Below are 13,350 nucleotides of genomic sequence, written 5' to 3'. Positions count from 1 at the left end.
CCCAACTTGGAGCCTCAAGCGGGGGGCTCCCGGTTACGCCGCCGCGCCACGCTAGCGCCGGTTCGATGCCTTTCTGTGCATTCGCCGCCCCCGAGAAGGTAATGGTACACTTCCCGCCCCGGCGCTGCCCGGGGCCATCAACCGAGGCCTGGCGAATGTGCCGGGTCGCGTCCCGCCATGTCCTTCGTCAGTACCGTAACCCCAGGAAACCCGCCGTCGTGAGCCGCCTCAATTTCCATACCGCCCAGTTCATGACCAGCGCCCCGACACTGGCAGCCTGTCCGCCGGATGACGGCCGCGAGGTCGCGTTCGCCGGCCGCTCCAATGCCGGCAAGTCGAGCGCCATCAACGCCCTGGTCCAGCAGAAAGCGCTGGCGCGGACCTCGAAGACCCCGGGGCGCACCCAACTGATCAACTTCTTCGGCCTCGCCAACGACACCCGTGAGCGGCTGGTCGACCTGCCCGGCTACGGTTTCGCCAAGGTCCCCGAATCGGTCAAGCGCGAATGGCAGCGGCATCTTTCCGAGTACCTGCAAAAGCGTCGCTCATTGCAAGGCCTGGTGCTGATGATGGACGTGCGCCACCCGCTGACCGACTTCGACGAGATGCTGCTGGGCTGGGCCGACGATCAGGACATGCCCGTGCACATCCTGCTGACCAAGGCCGACAAGCTCAAGCCCGGCGCCGCCAAGAACACGCTGCTCAAGGTGCGCCGGCAACTCGCCGACTGGGAGGATCTGGTCAGCATTCAGCTGTTCTCGGCGCTCAAGCGCCAGGGCGTCGACGAACTCGCGGCACGCCTCGATACGTGGCTGCTCGACGAGATCGATGGCGGCTGAGACCGCACCGAACAGCTTCATCGACCGATGACGGGACTTCAGCATTCGTCATTCAGGCGCTCGAGCAGTGCCGCCAGCTCGCGGATATGACCCAGGCGGTGCACCCCGGGCGGCAGCTCCGCACGGCACTCGTCGTGCTTGTCGATCCAGGCTATCTGCATGCCCAGCCGCCATGCCGGCAGCACATCCTCCTGCCAGGAGTCGCCGACATGCATGGCACGCGCGGGCGTGCTGCGAAGACGTGCCAGGGCGGCGAGGAAGGGCCGGGCGTCGGGCTTGGGCGCGAGCAGCTCGCCGGCGGCGATCACCACCGGGAAATGCTGCGCCAGCTCCAGGCGCTTGAGGTCGGCATTGCCGTTGGTGATCGCGGCCAGCGCGTAGCGTGGCCGCAGCGCATCGAGCAGCGCGATCGCCTCGGGGTAGGGCGTAAGCGTATGGCGCAGCGTCAGGAAGTGGCCGATGGCCGCCGCGGCCCACAGATGGGCGGCGCTGCGTGGCAGGCCATACTCCTCGAGCAGCTCGATCAGTGCGCGTTCGCGCAACCAGGTGAAGTCGCCGCGGCGCAACGGATGGCGCCGCGCCAGCGCCAGGCGGCGCTCGATGTAGGCGGCCAGCGGAAAACGCTGCGTATAGCGGTCGTGCTCGGCGAACAGCTCGCCGAGCGGCGAGGCGCCCAGCCAATCGGCCAGCGCCGCGTCGAGCCAGGCATAGTGCGTCGACTCGGCATGCTCCATCACCGGCCGGTTGTCCCACAGCGTGTCGTCAAGATCGAAGGTCAACGCCTCGATGCGGGCATGATCTGTCATCGCGTTCATGGGCGCTCCGGGAATCCATCGTCATTTGCCGTCATGTACGAATCTGCCATAGATCGGCCTCGGGCACTTGCGGGTCCGACGTCGTAGCGGGGGTAACGGCTTGCGAAAATGCACGCCCAAGACCCTAGGAGTTTCTTCATCGGCAGTAACCGTTATTCCGCCACCCACCAACCGGCTCGCTGGCGAGCCGGCGGCCCGAATAGCGGCAGCAGGCAGGCCAGCGCCTCCTCGAGCTCGTCGCCCAGCCCCCAGGGCGGATTGAGCACCAGCAGGCCGCTGCCGTACATGCCGTGCGTCGCGCTATCCAGTGAATGCACCTCGAACTCGCTGCGCCAGACCTTGCGTAGTTCGGCCTTGCGGACCGCCTCGAGCAGCGTCGTGTGACGCCCCGCCGGCAGCAACGGGTACCAGAGCATGACTACCGCGTGGCGCGCCTTGCGGGCAACGAAGCGTAGCGACTCGGCCACTTCGGCGTATTCAGCCTTGCGTTCGTAGCTCGGATCGATCAGCACGCACAAGCGGGGCGTCGCGACCGGTAGCACACGCTGCAGCCCGGCCAGACCATCGCCATGGATCCGCCTGGCCGCCTGCAAGAGCGGCTGGCCCTCGAGGTGATCATGCTCACCGGGATGCAGCTCGAACAGCGATAGTCGATCGTGGCTTCTCAGGCCCTGAGCCAGCCACCATGGCGAGCCGGGGTAATGGCTGAGCGCCTTCGCGCCAGGCTGCAGGCGCTGCAAGGCCGCCAACCAGTCATCGAGCAGTTCATGGCAGCCCGAGAGCGCCTGACGCGCCGACCATAGCGTCCCCACACCCGTTTCATACTCCTTGAGCTTCTGCGTCTCGGGTTCGGCAAGACGATACAGGCCACGGCCGGCATGCGTATCAATATACGTAACAGGTGATTTTTTACGTAACATATGACGCACCAGGGAGAGCAGCGCCAGATGCTTGTGAATGTCGGCAAAGTTGCCGGCATGATAGGCATGTTGGTAAGCGAGCATGTGTCGTCCTGCGTAAAGAGCCCACCGTCGGCGAGACGATGGGCTCGTTGACAATCGCTGCCGACGTTTACTGCTGCTGGATCGGCGTTACGATAACCTCGACACGACGGTTCCGGGCACGACCCTGTTCGGTATCGTTGCTGGCGACCGGACGGCTTTCGCCATAGCCGACCCGGCTGAGACGTTGGCTTTCCACCCCGCCCTGAACCAGGTAGTCGCCGACCGCCGCGGCACGCCGCTCGGAGAGCTGCTGGTTATAGGCCTCGGCGCCGGTACTGTCGGTATAGCCCGCGACGGTGATACGCGTTTCGGGATACTGGCGAAGCACGGCGGTCACGTCATTGAGCGCCTGACGAGCCTCGCCGGACAACTCACTGGAATCGACACCGAACGTCACCTGATTGGGCATGTTGAGGACGATGTCGTTGCCCTGACGGTCAACACCGATGCCGGTGCCCTGGAGGCGCTCGCGCAGCTGCTGTTCCTGACGATCCATGTAATAACCGATGCCACCACCGGCAGCGGCACCCACCGCCGCGCCGATGGCCGCACGATCGCGCCGGCTCGCGGTGCTATCGCCACTCAGCAAGCCCGCCACGGCGCCTACGGCCGCGCCGATGCCCGCGCCGGTGGCGGTATTGTTGCGCTGGGTGTCACCGGCCTGAGGGTTGGTCGTGCTGCAACCGCCAAGCGCCAGCACGCTCGCCAACGGTATGGCCATCCAGAGTCGTTTATCGATCATCCTGAACAAAACTCCTATTTTCCTGGTTTGCTTTATCGCTTGCAAAGGATCACTCGGCTTCATCGAGCATGCCCAGCAAGTCGTTCAAGAATAACAGACCCGTCGGGGTCGCCTGCAGCCGCTCGTCGGAATCCATCAGCAGTCCCTTCTTGCGTGCCTGCTGCAAGTGTCGCTCGAGTACGGCGGGTGAACGTCCGGTGTGGGCCGACCACAACGTCAGCGGTACACCCTCCATCAGGCGCAGGGCGTTCATGGCGAACTCGAGCGGTAGCTCGTCGGCTTCAACGCGCCGGCGGTCGGCAATGAAACCGCGCGGGTCGTCATGGCGACGCAAGTAGGCATCGGGCTGACGGCTCTTCCAGCGCCGTTCCACGATCAGCTCGGCATGTTCGTTCCAGGCACTCAGCTTGCCATGGGCGCCCGCGCCGATGCCCAGATAGTCGCCGAACTGCCAGTAATTGAGATTATGCCTGGACACCCTACCCGGCCGGGCATAGGCGGATATCTCGTAACGAACCAGGCCTGCCGACTCGAGGCGCTGATGACCGGCATCCTGGATTGCCCAGAGCGTCTCGTCGTGGGGCAACACCGGCGGCTTAACGTAGAATTCCGTGTTGGGTTCGAGGGTCAGCTGATACCAGGAGAGGTGCTCGGGCGACAGCGACAGGGCCTGGTCGATGTCGGCCAGGGCCCGCTCGATATCCTGCCCCGGCAGGCCGTGCATCAGGTCCAGATTGATGTTGTCGAAACCCGCCCGCCGCGCGCTACCCACGGCTCGGTAAGCCTCGTCACCGCTATGAATTCGCCCCAGTTCCGCCAACTGTTCCGGCTGAAAGCTTTGAATGCCCAGCGACAGACGATTGATACCGGCCGCGCGAAAACCCTCGAAACGCGACTGCTCCACGGTGCCGGGGTTGGCTTCCAGAGTGATCTCGCAATCCTCGTGAAAGGCCAGGCGCTGGTGTAATCCCTCGAGCAACTGGTGAAAGAAATCAGGCGACATCAAGCTCGGCGTACCGCCGCCGATAAAGACACTCTGCACTGCACGCTCGCCCACCAGCGCCAGATCGCCGTCCAGATCGGCGAACAGTGCCGCAAGATAGTCCTGTTCGGGGAGCGCGGCATTACGGCCGACCCCATGGGAGTTGAAATCGCAGTAAGGACACTTGCGCACGCACCACGGCACATGGACGTACAGCGATAAAGCGGGTAGCGGTAGCGTCAAGACACCTGCTCCAGGAGCGCACGAAGTGCGCGACCGCGATGGCTGAGTTGATTCTTTTCGCCAGCGCTCAGTTCAGCGGCGCTCATCCCGCGCTCCGGAACCCAGAACAGCGAATCGTAGCCGAAACCGCCCTCGCCCCGCGGATACGCCAGTATCTCGCCGGCCCAGCGTGTCTGGACGATGCGCGGGACAGGGTCCTCGGCGTGGCGCAGCCACACCAGTACGCACCAGTAACTGGCTGTGCGCTGGCCTTCGGGAACATCCGCCAGTGCTTCAAGCAGCTTGCGGTTATTAGCAGCGTCACTCTTGGGTTCACCGGCATAACGGGCCGAGTGGATGCCCGGCACACCGTCCAGCGCATCCACCGCCAGTCCGGAATCGTCGGCCAGCGCGGGACGGCCACTGATGCGGCAGGCATGTCGGGCCTTGATCAGCGCATTTTCCAGAAATGTCAGTCCTGTCTCATCGGCCTCACTGACGTCATACTCACCTTGTGGCTCTATGTGGTAGCCCAGCGGCTCCAGCAGGTGCCTGAACTCATTCAGCTTGCCGGGGTTGCCGCTGGCCAGTACCAGGGATTTTTCCATGTGCTTGTGCTCTTGAATGGGTCTATACCCATTCTAAAGGCCGAGGAGCTTGACCGCGAACAGCTTTCAGTCAGCAAGAAGGCTATCCAAAAGTGTGGCAAACATAATACTTCCTGAATTAGAAAAATAATCCTTATCTAGCTAAAAATTGTTGCTTAAAAAGGATTACTGAGCTGATTTTTTGCCTACCCAGGTCTTGTATCCGTCGAAAGCGACAACAAAGTTGACCTTTAAAAGCCTATTAGGAAATAGATTTTATAAAAAAATCATAATTATTAATTATCATATATCAAAAATGCATAAGCAATAGTTTGTAACTTAACTTTACAAAAAATGAAAATAGTACAACGCTCAGTCAAGCCTAAGCATGAGTGCGCAGGGACAGCAATAAAACTCAAAGATCGGCCCATACTTCGGGAGCAATAAAAATGAGCCAAGGGAACGCAACAATCATTCTGGTCACTGACTGCAACCCACAAACGCAGCTGTTCATGGAGTACATCGCCGAACGACTGGATTGCCCGATTTCGGCGGTGGCCCCGCACGATACGCAGGAAACCCTCGAAAGCGGCAAGACCCTGATCCTCCTGGATGCCGATCATGTCGATGAGAGCAGCATGCAGCAATGGCACACCAAGGCTGCCGAGAGCGAATCCATGACCCTGGCGGCTATCAACCTGCGCGACGAGGACCATGCCGCCGATGTGCTCTCTTCACTGCACTTGAAGGGCGTCTTCTATCGTCGTGACAGCATGGCACTCATCTGCAAGGGCATCGGTGCCCTTCTGGATGATGATCTGTGGATGTCTCGTTCGCTGATGACGCGATTGATCGAGTTCTACCGTCGTCAGCAGCTCAATGCCTATCGGCCCGTCTGCGGCCTGACCCACCGTGAACTCGAGATCATCGGCCTGCTGGGTTCGGGCGCATCCAATACCGAAATTGCCGATAAGCTGTTCGTCAGCGAGCACACCGTCAAGTCTCATCTGTACAACATCTTCCGAAAGATCAAGGTGCATAACCGCATCCAGGCCATGAACTGGGCACGACAGAATCTGGGCGCACCGCCACCGGCACAAGCCACCAGAAAACGCTAGCCAATTCTCATGGAATGAGCCGAACGCATAAAACGGTAGCTGCACATGACCAATAAAACCAAACGCTGGATTGCCTTCAGAGATATTTTTCTGACAATCCTGTTGACGCTGTTCAGCATGGTAGCTAATGCGCAGGATGCGATTACAGCACCCGACCAGAGCAAAGAAGCGATTAAGGATCCATCGGGAATCAATCGACTCGAAAGCCCCGATGGCCCGAAGATCGAGTCCAGCTACAACGGCAGCAGTGAATTGACCGGCGTGCTGGTCGATCGCACGCTCACTGTGATGGGTCAGAATTTCTATCGGGCATTCAGCCAAATCGGCATGGCACGTCCGATCATTCGCGGGGCAACATTAACGATCCATGAAAGACCGGATGCTCGCTGGGGCATCCAGCTCTGGATTACCGAAGGCTCGCGTATGTATTTCCGTACGCAACTGTCACCACGGCTCAGCGACGCCAATGATATAGCACGGCAAGCAATCGATATTGTTGAGAAGGCCATTCTGAAACGACGGCTTTCGGCGGCCTTGAATCCAAGTATCGATCTTGGAAAAGAAGAATTCTGATTCTGAATGGAGAATGAACATGAAAACTCTGAAAGCCGCTGCCTTTAGCCTGCTATGCGCTTCGCCCCTGGCGAGCGCCGGCGAGCTGATCTATCAACCCATCAACCCCTCCTTTGGTGGCGACCCTTTCAATGGCAGCTATCTACTGGGAAAGGCACAAGCACAGGATACCAATAAGGATCCCAGTGCCTCCCGTTACGAGCCAATGACAACGACTGAACGTCTGGTCCAGAGTTTGCAAAGCAGCCTGGTTAATCAACTGATACGTGATGTCAATAGTGGAGAAGTCGAACAGGGCGTCTTTGACACCAGCGAGTTCGGTGTGGTGATCAACGACGATGGCGGTCAATTGAGCATTGATGTCACCGACAAGATCACGGGTGATGTGACTACCATCAATGTCGGTGGCCTGGCGGACTTTTAAAAATCCAGTAACCAATAATTTATAACCAGGGAACGAGACATGAAGTTAATATTTTTGTGCTTGGCACTTATAAGCCTCAGCGGCTGTGCCAGCATGGTAGCCAACTCGGAAGGGCTGCAGGGCGAGCCCGCAACACTCACCCCCCGCAGCGGAACCTATCAGGACCTGATCGCACTGCCGCCGCCAGCCGGCAAGATTTACGCGTCAGTCTATGACTTTCGCGATATGACCGGTCAATATAAACCCGCGCCTGCCAGTACTTTTTCCACGGCGGTAACCCAAGGGGCCGCCGCCATGCTCACCGGGGCGCTGGCCGATTCGGGCTGGTTCATTCCGTTGGAGCGTGTCGGGCTACAGAATTTGTTGACCGAGCGACGCATCATCCGCGCCGAGTTCGAGCGTTTCGGCCAGCCCGATACATTGCCGTCGTTACGCGCGGCATCAGTCATGTTAGAAGGTGGCATCATCGCCTACGAATCGAATATCCGTACCGGCGGTGCGGGGGCCGAATACTTCGGCATCGGCGCCTCGGGGCAATATCAAGTCGACCAGGTAACCGTGAACCTGCGCGCCATCGAAATTTCCTCGGGTGAAGTACTGGCCAATGTCACTACCACCAAGACCATCTATTCCAAGGAGCTACGGGCCGGCGTCTACCGGTTCATTGATTTCAGTCGCCTGCTGGAAGCCGAAGCCGGTATCACCAATAACGAACCGGTCCAACTTGCCGTCATGTCAGCGATCGAATCATCGGTCATCCATCTGATCGCCCGTGGAGTGACTACCAACCTATGGAATCTACCTGAAGGCACGGATATCCAGGGCACCATTCTCGGCGAATATCTGGAAGCCCCGACCCCCATGCTTTGATCTCTCCTGTGATGAAGGCGGCAGGCTCAGCCTGCCGCCTCTAGCTCGAGCCAGTTTCTCCCACCCTGTCGATCGAAGCCAGTAACGTAAGTAATCAAGCTTTCAAGTGAGACAATCCAAGCCTCCCAAACCACTCTGACAGCACTCTTGAATCGGCATCAATTATTCAAACCTCATTAGTACCAGTAATTCAATACCAACAATATTGAAGTTTTAATTAAATATTAAAATTTGGCACTAGAAAAACAATCCTTATAATTGGCTAATATTTCTTATGGAAAAAGCCTCCAAATGTATCAAACTGTACATATAGGGTTAAGAAAAATTACATCTTGTAATAAAACAGATGGAACGCGGAATATCATGAGCGCGACGCATAAATTAATCTGGAAACATAACTACGCTAGGATGTTTGCGCCCTCGCTATGTGTGCTTTTACTGATGGCATTAAGCCAAGTGACTCATGCGCAGGAACCAAACCTGAAAAATGAAAATAATAGCAACCCCGGACGGGAAAAAATACAGATTTTCATTGCTGCCCCAGGGTTGCAATCTTCTTTTGCATGGCCAAACTCTTGGCGTAGCAATAGCAGCGTTATTACCCAGGTGGGTAACGGTAACCAGGCTCGTGTAGACCAGCGGCGTGATAGGACAAATTTTGATTACGGTAATAATGCAAAAATTTATCAAAACGGTAACTATAACGAAGCCAACATTATCCAGTCGGGCGGCAACAATATCGGCTTGATTGGTCAGATAGGTAATGGCCATCAAGCAACAATCGAGCAATCCGGCAACAGCTTCGAAGCCCAAGTCAATCAATATGGCTATCAGAGCGAAATCAATATTTCACAATCGGGAAGTGCCCAGCGCAGCATATCCGTGAGCCAAAGAGCCAATTCGGGTGCTACTGCGCCGGTTACTATCCGTACAAACTGAACAAGCCAACTTGTTCAGCAACCTAAGCAATACCAAGTCAACTGAAGGAAAGGGAACCACACATGAAAATGCAGCTTACTTCACTCGCCGCCGCCGCTGTTATGCTATCAATGACCTCATTAGCTATGGCAGGCAGTACTTCTGATATTAATCAAGAAGGGGCAGGTCATTTTTCAGATGTTGATCAGCAGGGCGCATCAGAATCAAAAATCGATCAATCTGGTGTTGGGCATGATGCGCGAGTAAAGCAGATTGGCACAGGTTATTCTGAAATCAATCAGGTCAACGGCGGCAATGCTGCTGATGTGAATCAGAATGGCCAAAGTTCATACTCCCAAGTAAACCAGTATAATATTAATAACACAGCCGATATTACTCAAACTGGCAACAATCTTTGGTCACGCGTCACCCAAGCCGAAGGACACGGTCGATATAATTACGCTGAGGTTGATCAGCGCTCATGGGAGAATGATTCAGATATCACACAACTCAGGGACAATAACGAAGCATACGTTAAACAGTATGGCGCCTATAACGAATCTAATATTCTCCAAGCTGGTGGAAACTTCCAAGCTGGTGGAAACGAAGCTTATATCGGGCAGTATGACGACAACAATACCTCTTATGTATCCCAATATAATTCTGGCGGTGATGCTAACTACACTAAAGTCACACAAAGCAGTAACTATAACTATTCTTCTGTTGCTCAGCGCGGCACAGGTAACGAAACTGTAGTTTACCAACACTAAAATAGTCATTAATAGCCTCGTGATAAGCGAGGCTATTATTTTTTATTTTCAATCCTAATTTAAGAATTACGTTCACATAAAATTGCTAACGAACTGAAATTTTAACCTCACTCCCCTTGCCCTGAGTCGACGAACGCGAGCGATTGCCATCCTTGCGAATCTCGATTTCAATCCGTCCCGAGTCATTCAGCACCGTTACAGTCCCGGCAATCGCTTCACCGCTATAGGCATAACTGGCCGGAACACTACCTGACTCCTCGAATTGCTGCTGCTTACCATTACTGCCGTTTACCGTCCAGGTTGCGCTATAGCGCGTTTCGTCGGTTCCGGTGATATTGATTTGAATGTTGTTCTCCGCATCCGATGCTGCTGACGACATATCGCCTCCCCATGCTGTGCTGATGGCGCCAAGACATGCCGTCAGCAGTATTAAGCGTCGCAACCCGTTTGGCATGATCTCTCCTGTTAACAGGACGTATCCGAGACAGCCAGAGGCAATTTTTCCTGTCCGCCTACAGACTCGGCTTCGTCATGGAATTACAAAAGACGCAATCGCTCCTGAATCAGCCCCACCAACGTCAGGTTGGCATTCTCGGCGGTGGTGTCCAGATGCAACAGGTGCAGCCGCTCATCCTCTTCGAAGGCTTCGAAATCGCGCTGCTGGCGCTCGAGCACGGCCAAACCGGCTTCCGAGGGATCGCCCCCACGCTTGGCACGCTTGACGATGCGAGCCCGCAACGTCTGATCATCGGCTTCGAAACTGACCATCAACACCGGCAATCCCCGCGCTTCGGCCTGTTGGCGCAGCAAGTCGCGCTGCTCGCGCTTCAGGCAGGTCGCGTCGATACATACCGGAAAGCCGGCCTCCAACAGTACGCCACTCAGTTGCGCCAGGCGTCGATAGGTCTGCTCGGTGGCTTGGCGGTTGTAGATATCCACCTCCGCCTGTCCGGTCTCGGCCTGTGGATTAAAGCCATACAGCCGCTTGCGCTCGACGTCGGAACGTAACCGGATTCCACCCAGGCGCTGGACCATCTCGCCGGTGAAACGGCTCTTGCCGCTGCCCGACACGCCCACCCCGATAACCAGATAAGGAAAGTTGAATTCGGCGTACTGCCCGGCCAGGGCGATGTAGCGGCGATAATCGGCCATGATCGCCTGGCGGTCGACGCGGTGCAGTTCCGGCTGGTGATAGCCCAGCATCGCCACCTTGGCGCGTACCAGCGCACGATACAGCTTGTAGAAAGGCAACAGCCGCACCAACGTGTAATCGCCCGACAGTTCCAGATAGCGATTCAGGGTGTGATTGGCGAACGTCTGCTCGCCGCGCGCCTCGAGATCCATGAGCAGGAAGGCAAGGTCGCTGCCGACATCGTTCCAGCGCAGCTCATCATTGTACTCGATACCATCGAAGAGCAGTACCTGACCCTCGTGCTGGACGGCATTGCCCAGATGGACGTCGCCGTGGGTTTCGCGCACGAAGCCTTCGCGATGGCGCCGATCGAACTCGCCGGCCAGCCGTTCGAAGGCTTCCGTCACCCAGGTGCTGAGATGTTCGAGGCGGCGCTGATCGGCGCCGCTCGGCAATCGCGCTGCGATCAGCTCGAACTCGCGGGTGAGGATGGCCCGCAGTGCATTCCGCGAGCCATGATCACTCTCGGAGGACAGGCACTCGGCGCCTTCATGAAACGCCACCAACTGGTCGACCAGATTGTCGAGCAATTCCAGCGAGAGTTCGCCGCTGGCCTGCAAGTGGCTGAAAAGATGGCGATTGCTGAACTGACGCATCTTCACGGCGTATTCGAAGGGCGCACTGGCGTCGTTGACCCGGGGGCGCTTTTCATCGCCGGACAGCGCCACCACGCCGAGATACAGATTGGGCGACAAGCGGCGATTGAGGCGCACCTCCTGCTCGCACAAGCGCAGGCGCTTTTCGCATGTGGAAAAGTCCAGGAAGCTGCCGTAATCGAGGGGCTTCTTGATCTTGTAGGCGAAATCGCCGGTCAGCACGATCCACGAAATGTGCGTTTCGAAGACCTCGATGGCCGTGACCGGGTGGTCGTAGCACACGGGGTCTCTGAGGGCATCGATCATCACCTGGCTCACGGCAGTCTCCGACAGTCTGCAAATGGTTCAGCTTGCCATCCCCGCAAAAACGCCCGCCGCGGCGTCCAGCGTCTGACGGATATCCTCATCGCCATGGGCGCTCGACATGAAGCCGGCCTCGAAGGGCGAGGGCGCCAGGTAGACGCCATGGTCGAGCATCGCGACGAAGAAGCGGCAAAACTGAGCGGCGTCGCAGGCGGTCGCCTGGGCGAAATTCTCGACCCGGGACTGGCCGGTAAAGAAGACTCCGAACATGCCTCCGGCTCGCTGCGTGATCAGTTCGATACCGGCATCGGCGGCGCGCTGCTCGAGCCCGTCGCACAAGGTTGCCACCCGTGCGGCCAACGCCTCGTGGAAACCCGGCTCGCGCACCTTGCCGAGCAGCGTGACCCCGGCGGCCATGGCCAGCGGATTGCCGGACAGCGTACCGGCCTGATAGACCGGCCCCAGCGGCGAGATCTGCGCCATGATTGCCTGCTTGCCACCGAAGGCGCCCACCGGCATGCCGCCACCGACGATCTTGCCCAGGCAGGTCAGATCCGGGGTCACCGCGTAATGCGCCTGAGCGCCGCCCAGCGCAACGCGAAAACCGGTCATCACCTCGTCGAAGATCAGTACGCTGGCGTACTGGTCGCAGCGTTCGCGCAGCGCCTCGAGAAAGCCCGGCTTCGGCGGGATGCAATTCATGTTGCCGGCGACCGGTTCAACGATCAGCCCGGCGATCTCGTCGCCGATCTCGGCGAAACAGGCATCCAGCGCGTCGATGTCGTTGTAGGGCAGGGTGATGGTGTGCTCGGCGAGCGAGACAGGGATGCCCGGCGAACTCGGCTCGCCATGGGTCAGCGCCCCCGAGCCGGCCTTGACCAGCAACGAGTCGGTATGGCCGTGGTAGTTGCCCTCGAACTTGACGATCTTGTCGCGCCCGGTATAACCACGCGCCAGACGCACCGCCGACATCGTCGCTTCGGTGCCGGAATTGACCATCCGCACCATCTCGATCGACGGAATGATCTCGCAGATCAGATCCGCCATGGTGGTCTCGATGGCGGTCGGCGTGCCGAACGACAGCCCGGCATCGAGCCGCTCGCGCACCGCGCCGAGCACCTCGGGGTCGGCATGGCCGGTGATCATCGGCCCCCACGAACCGACGTAGTCGATGTAGCGCTTGCCCTCGACGTCGAACAGATAGGCGCCCTGGGCGCGTTCCATGAACAGCGGCGGACGATCCATGCCCTTGAAGGCCCTGACCGGTGAATTCACGCCCCCCGGGATATGCCGGCAGGCCTGTTCGAAAAGTTCGGCGGATGTGGTCATGTCGGCCTCGCGTCAGGTTTGTGGATAACTCTCTGGACAGTTGGAATAACTTACGGTTGGCAGCTT

The 13,350-nt window shown here is 58.0% G+C and carries 15 protein-coding genes; 7 read left to right on the top strand and 8 right to left on the bottom strand.

Annotated elements, in window-relative coordinates; translation table 11 throughout:
* The first annotated feature begins 251 nt into the window (after positions 1-251).
* Positions 252-839 (top strand): ribosome biogenesis GTP-binding protein YihA/YsxC, encoded by a 588-nt coding sequence (gene yihA, locus K7I12_RS02865; protein ID WP_231663026.1) that lies wholly within the window; start codon positions 252-254, stop codon positions 837-839.
* A 38-nt stretch (positions 840-877) separates the two neighbouring features.
* Here the strand turns inward: yihA and K7I12_RS02860 are convergent, their stop codons facing one another.
* The 5 genes from K7I12_RS02860 to rdgB all read right to left on the bottom strand — a co-directional run bounded on the left by K7I12_RS02860 (position 878) and on the right by rdgB (position 5,212).
* Positions 878-1,654: an HAD family hydrolase gene (locus K7I12_RS02860; protein WP_231662943.1), complete on the bottom strand. Its 777-nt coding sequence runs from the start codon at positions 1,652-1,654 to the stop codon at positions 878-880.
* A 152-nt stretch (positions 1,655-1,806) separates the two neighbouring features.
* On the bottom strand, positions 1,807-2,658 hold the full coding sequence (locus K7I12_RS02855) for a 23S rRNA (adenine(2030)-N(6))-methyltransferase RlmJ (protein ID WP_231662941.1): 852 nt from the start codon (positions 2,656-2,658) through the stop codon (positions 1,807-1,809).
* A 67-nt stretch (positions 2,659-2,725) separates the two neighbouring features.
* On the bottom strand, positions 2,726-3,400 hold the full coding sequence (locus K7I12_RS17450; protein WP_031384943.1) for an OmpA family protein: 675 nt from the start codon (positions 3,398-3,400) through the stop codon (positions 2,726-2,728).
* A 49-nt stretch (positions 3,401-3,449) separates the two neighbouring features.
* The gene (gene hemW, locus K7I12_RS02840; RefSeq protein WP_031384944.1) at positions 3,450-4,625 is read right to left on the bottom strand and encodes a radical SAM family heme chaperone HemW; all 1,176 of its coding nucleotides are present in this window, start codon (positions 4,623-4,625) and stop codon (positions 3,450-3,452) included.
* Entirely contained in the window at positions 4,622-5,212 is a 591-nt protein-coding gene (gene rdgB / locus K7I12_RS02835; protein ID WP_031384945.1) for an RdgB/HAM1 family non-canonical purine NTP pyrophosphatase, read from the bottom strand. Before rdgB ends, hemW begins: the two co-directional genes overlap by 4 nt.
* A 428-nt stretch (positions 5,213-5,640) precedes the next feature.
* Here rdgB and K7I12_RS02830 point away from each other — a divergent pair, with 428 nt between their 5' ends.
* The 6 genes from K7I12_RS02830 to K7I12_RS02805 all read left to right on the top strand — a co-directional run bounded on the left by K7I12_RS02830 (position 5,641) and on the right by K7I12_RS02805 (position 9,864).
* Positions 5,641-6,309 (top strand): LuxR C-terminal-related transcriptional regulator, encoded by a 669-nt coding sequence (locus tag K7I12_RS02830; RefSeq protein ID WP_031384946.1) that lies wholly within the window; start codon positions 5,641-5,643, stop codon positions 6,307-6,309.
* Positions 6,310-6,354: 45 nt separating this feature from the next.
* Positions 6,355-6,882: a CsgE family curli-type amyloid fiber assembly protein gene (locus K7I12_RS02825; protein WP_035575390.1), complete on the top strand. Its 528-nt coding sequence runs from the start codon at positions 6,355-6,357 to the stop codon at positions 6,880-6,882.
* 19 nt (positions 6,883-6,901) lie between these two features.
* Positions 6,902-7,306, top strand: coding sequence for a curli assembly protein CsgF (locus K7I12_RS02820; RefSeq protein WP_031384948.1), 405 nt, complete (start codon positions 6,902-6,904; stop codon positions 7,304-7,306).
* A gap of 39 nt (positions 7,307-7,345) precedes the next feature.
* Positions 7,346-8,176: a CsgG/HfaB family protein gene (locus K7I12_RS02815; protein WP_031384949.1), complete on the top strand. Its 831-nt coding sequence runs from the start codon at positions 7,346-7,348 to the stop codon at positions 8,174-8,176.
* Positions 8,177-8,539: 363 nt separating this feature from the next.
* Positions 8,540-9,115, top strand: a complete 576-nt coding sequence (locus K7I12_RS02810; RefSeq protein ID WP_160171099.1) for a hypothetical protein — start codon at positions 8,540-8,542, stop codon at positions 9,113-9,115.
* A gap of 62 nt (positions 9,116-9,177) precedes the next feature.
* On the top strand, positions 9,178-9,864 hold the full coding sequence (locus K7I12_RS02805) for a hypothetical protein (RefSeq protein WP_231662939.1): 687 nt from the start codon (positions 9,178-9,180) through the stop codon (positions 9,862-9,864).
* Between the two features lie 85 nt (positions 9,865-9,949).
* Here K7I12_RS02805 and K7I12_RS02800 read toward each other — a convergent pair whose 3' ends face one another.
* The 3 genes from K7I12_RS02800 to hemL all read right to left on the bottom strand — a co-directional run bounded on the left by K7I12_RS02800 (position 9,950) and on the right by hemL (position 13,284).
* Positions 9,950-10,318 carry a hypothetical protein gene (locus K7I12_RS02800; RefSeq protein ID WP_150113125.1) on the bottom strand — a complete coding sequence of 123 codons (369 nt, stop codon included), beginning with the start codon at positions 10,316-10,318 and terminating at the stop codon, positions 9,950-9,952.
* An 83-nt stretch (positions 10,319-10,401) separates the two neighbouring features.
* The gene (locus K7I12_RS02795) at positions 10,402-11,970 is read right to left on the bottom strand and encodes a bifunctional aminoglycoside phosphotransferase/ATP-binding protein (RefSeq protein WP_031384950.1); all 1,569 of its coding nucleotides are present in this window, start codon (positions 11,968-11,970) and stop codon (positions 10,402-10,404) included.
* A 27-nt stretch (positions 11,971-11,997) separates the two neighbouring features.
* The gene (gene hemL, locus K7I12_RS02790) at positions 11,998-13,284 is read right to left on the bottom strand and encodes a glutamate-1-semialdehyde 2,1-aminomutase (RefSeq protein WP_031384951.1); all 1,287 of its coding nucleotides are present in this window, start codon (positions 13,282-13,284) and stop codon (positions 11,998-12,000) included.
* Positions 13,285-13,350: the final 66 nt, after the last annotated feature.

The sequence above is a fragment of the Halomonas sp. IOP_31 genome (assembly GCF_021151495.1).
Classification (GTDB): Bacteria; Pseudomonadota; Gammaproteobacteria; order Pseudomonadales; family Halomonadaceae; genus Modicisalibacter; species Modicisalibacter zincidurans.
This window is presented reverse-complemented; position numbering and strand designations above follow the sequence as displayed.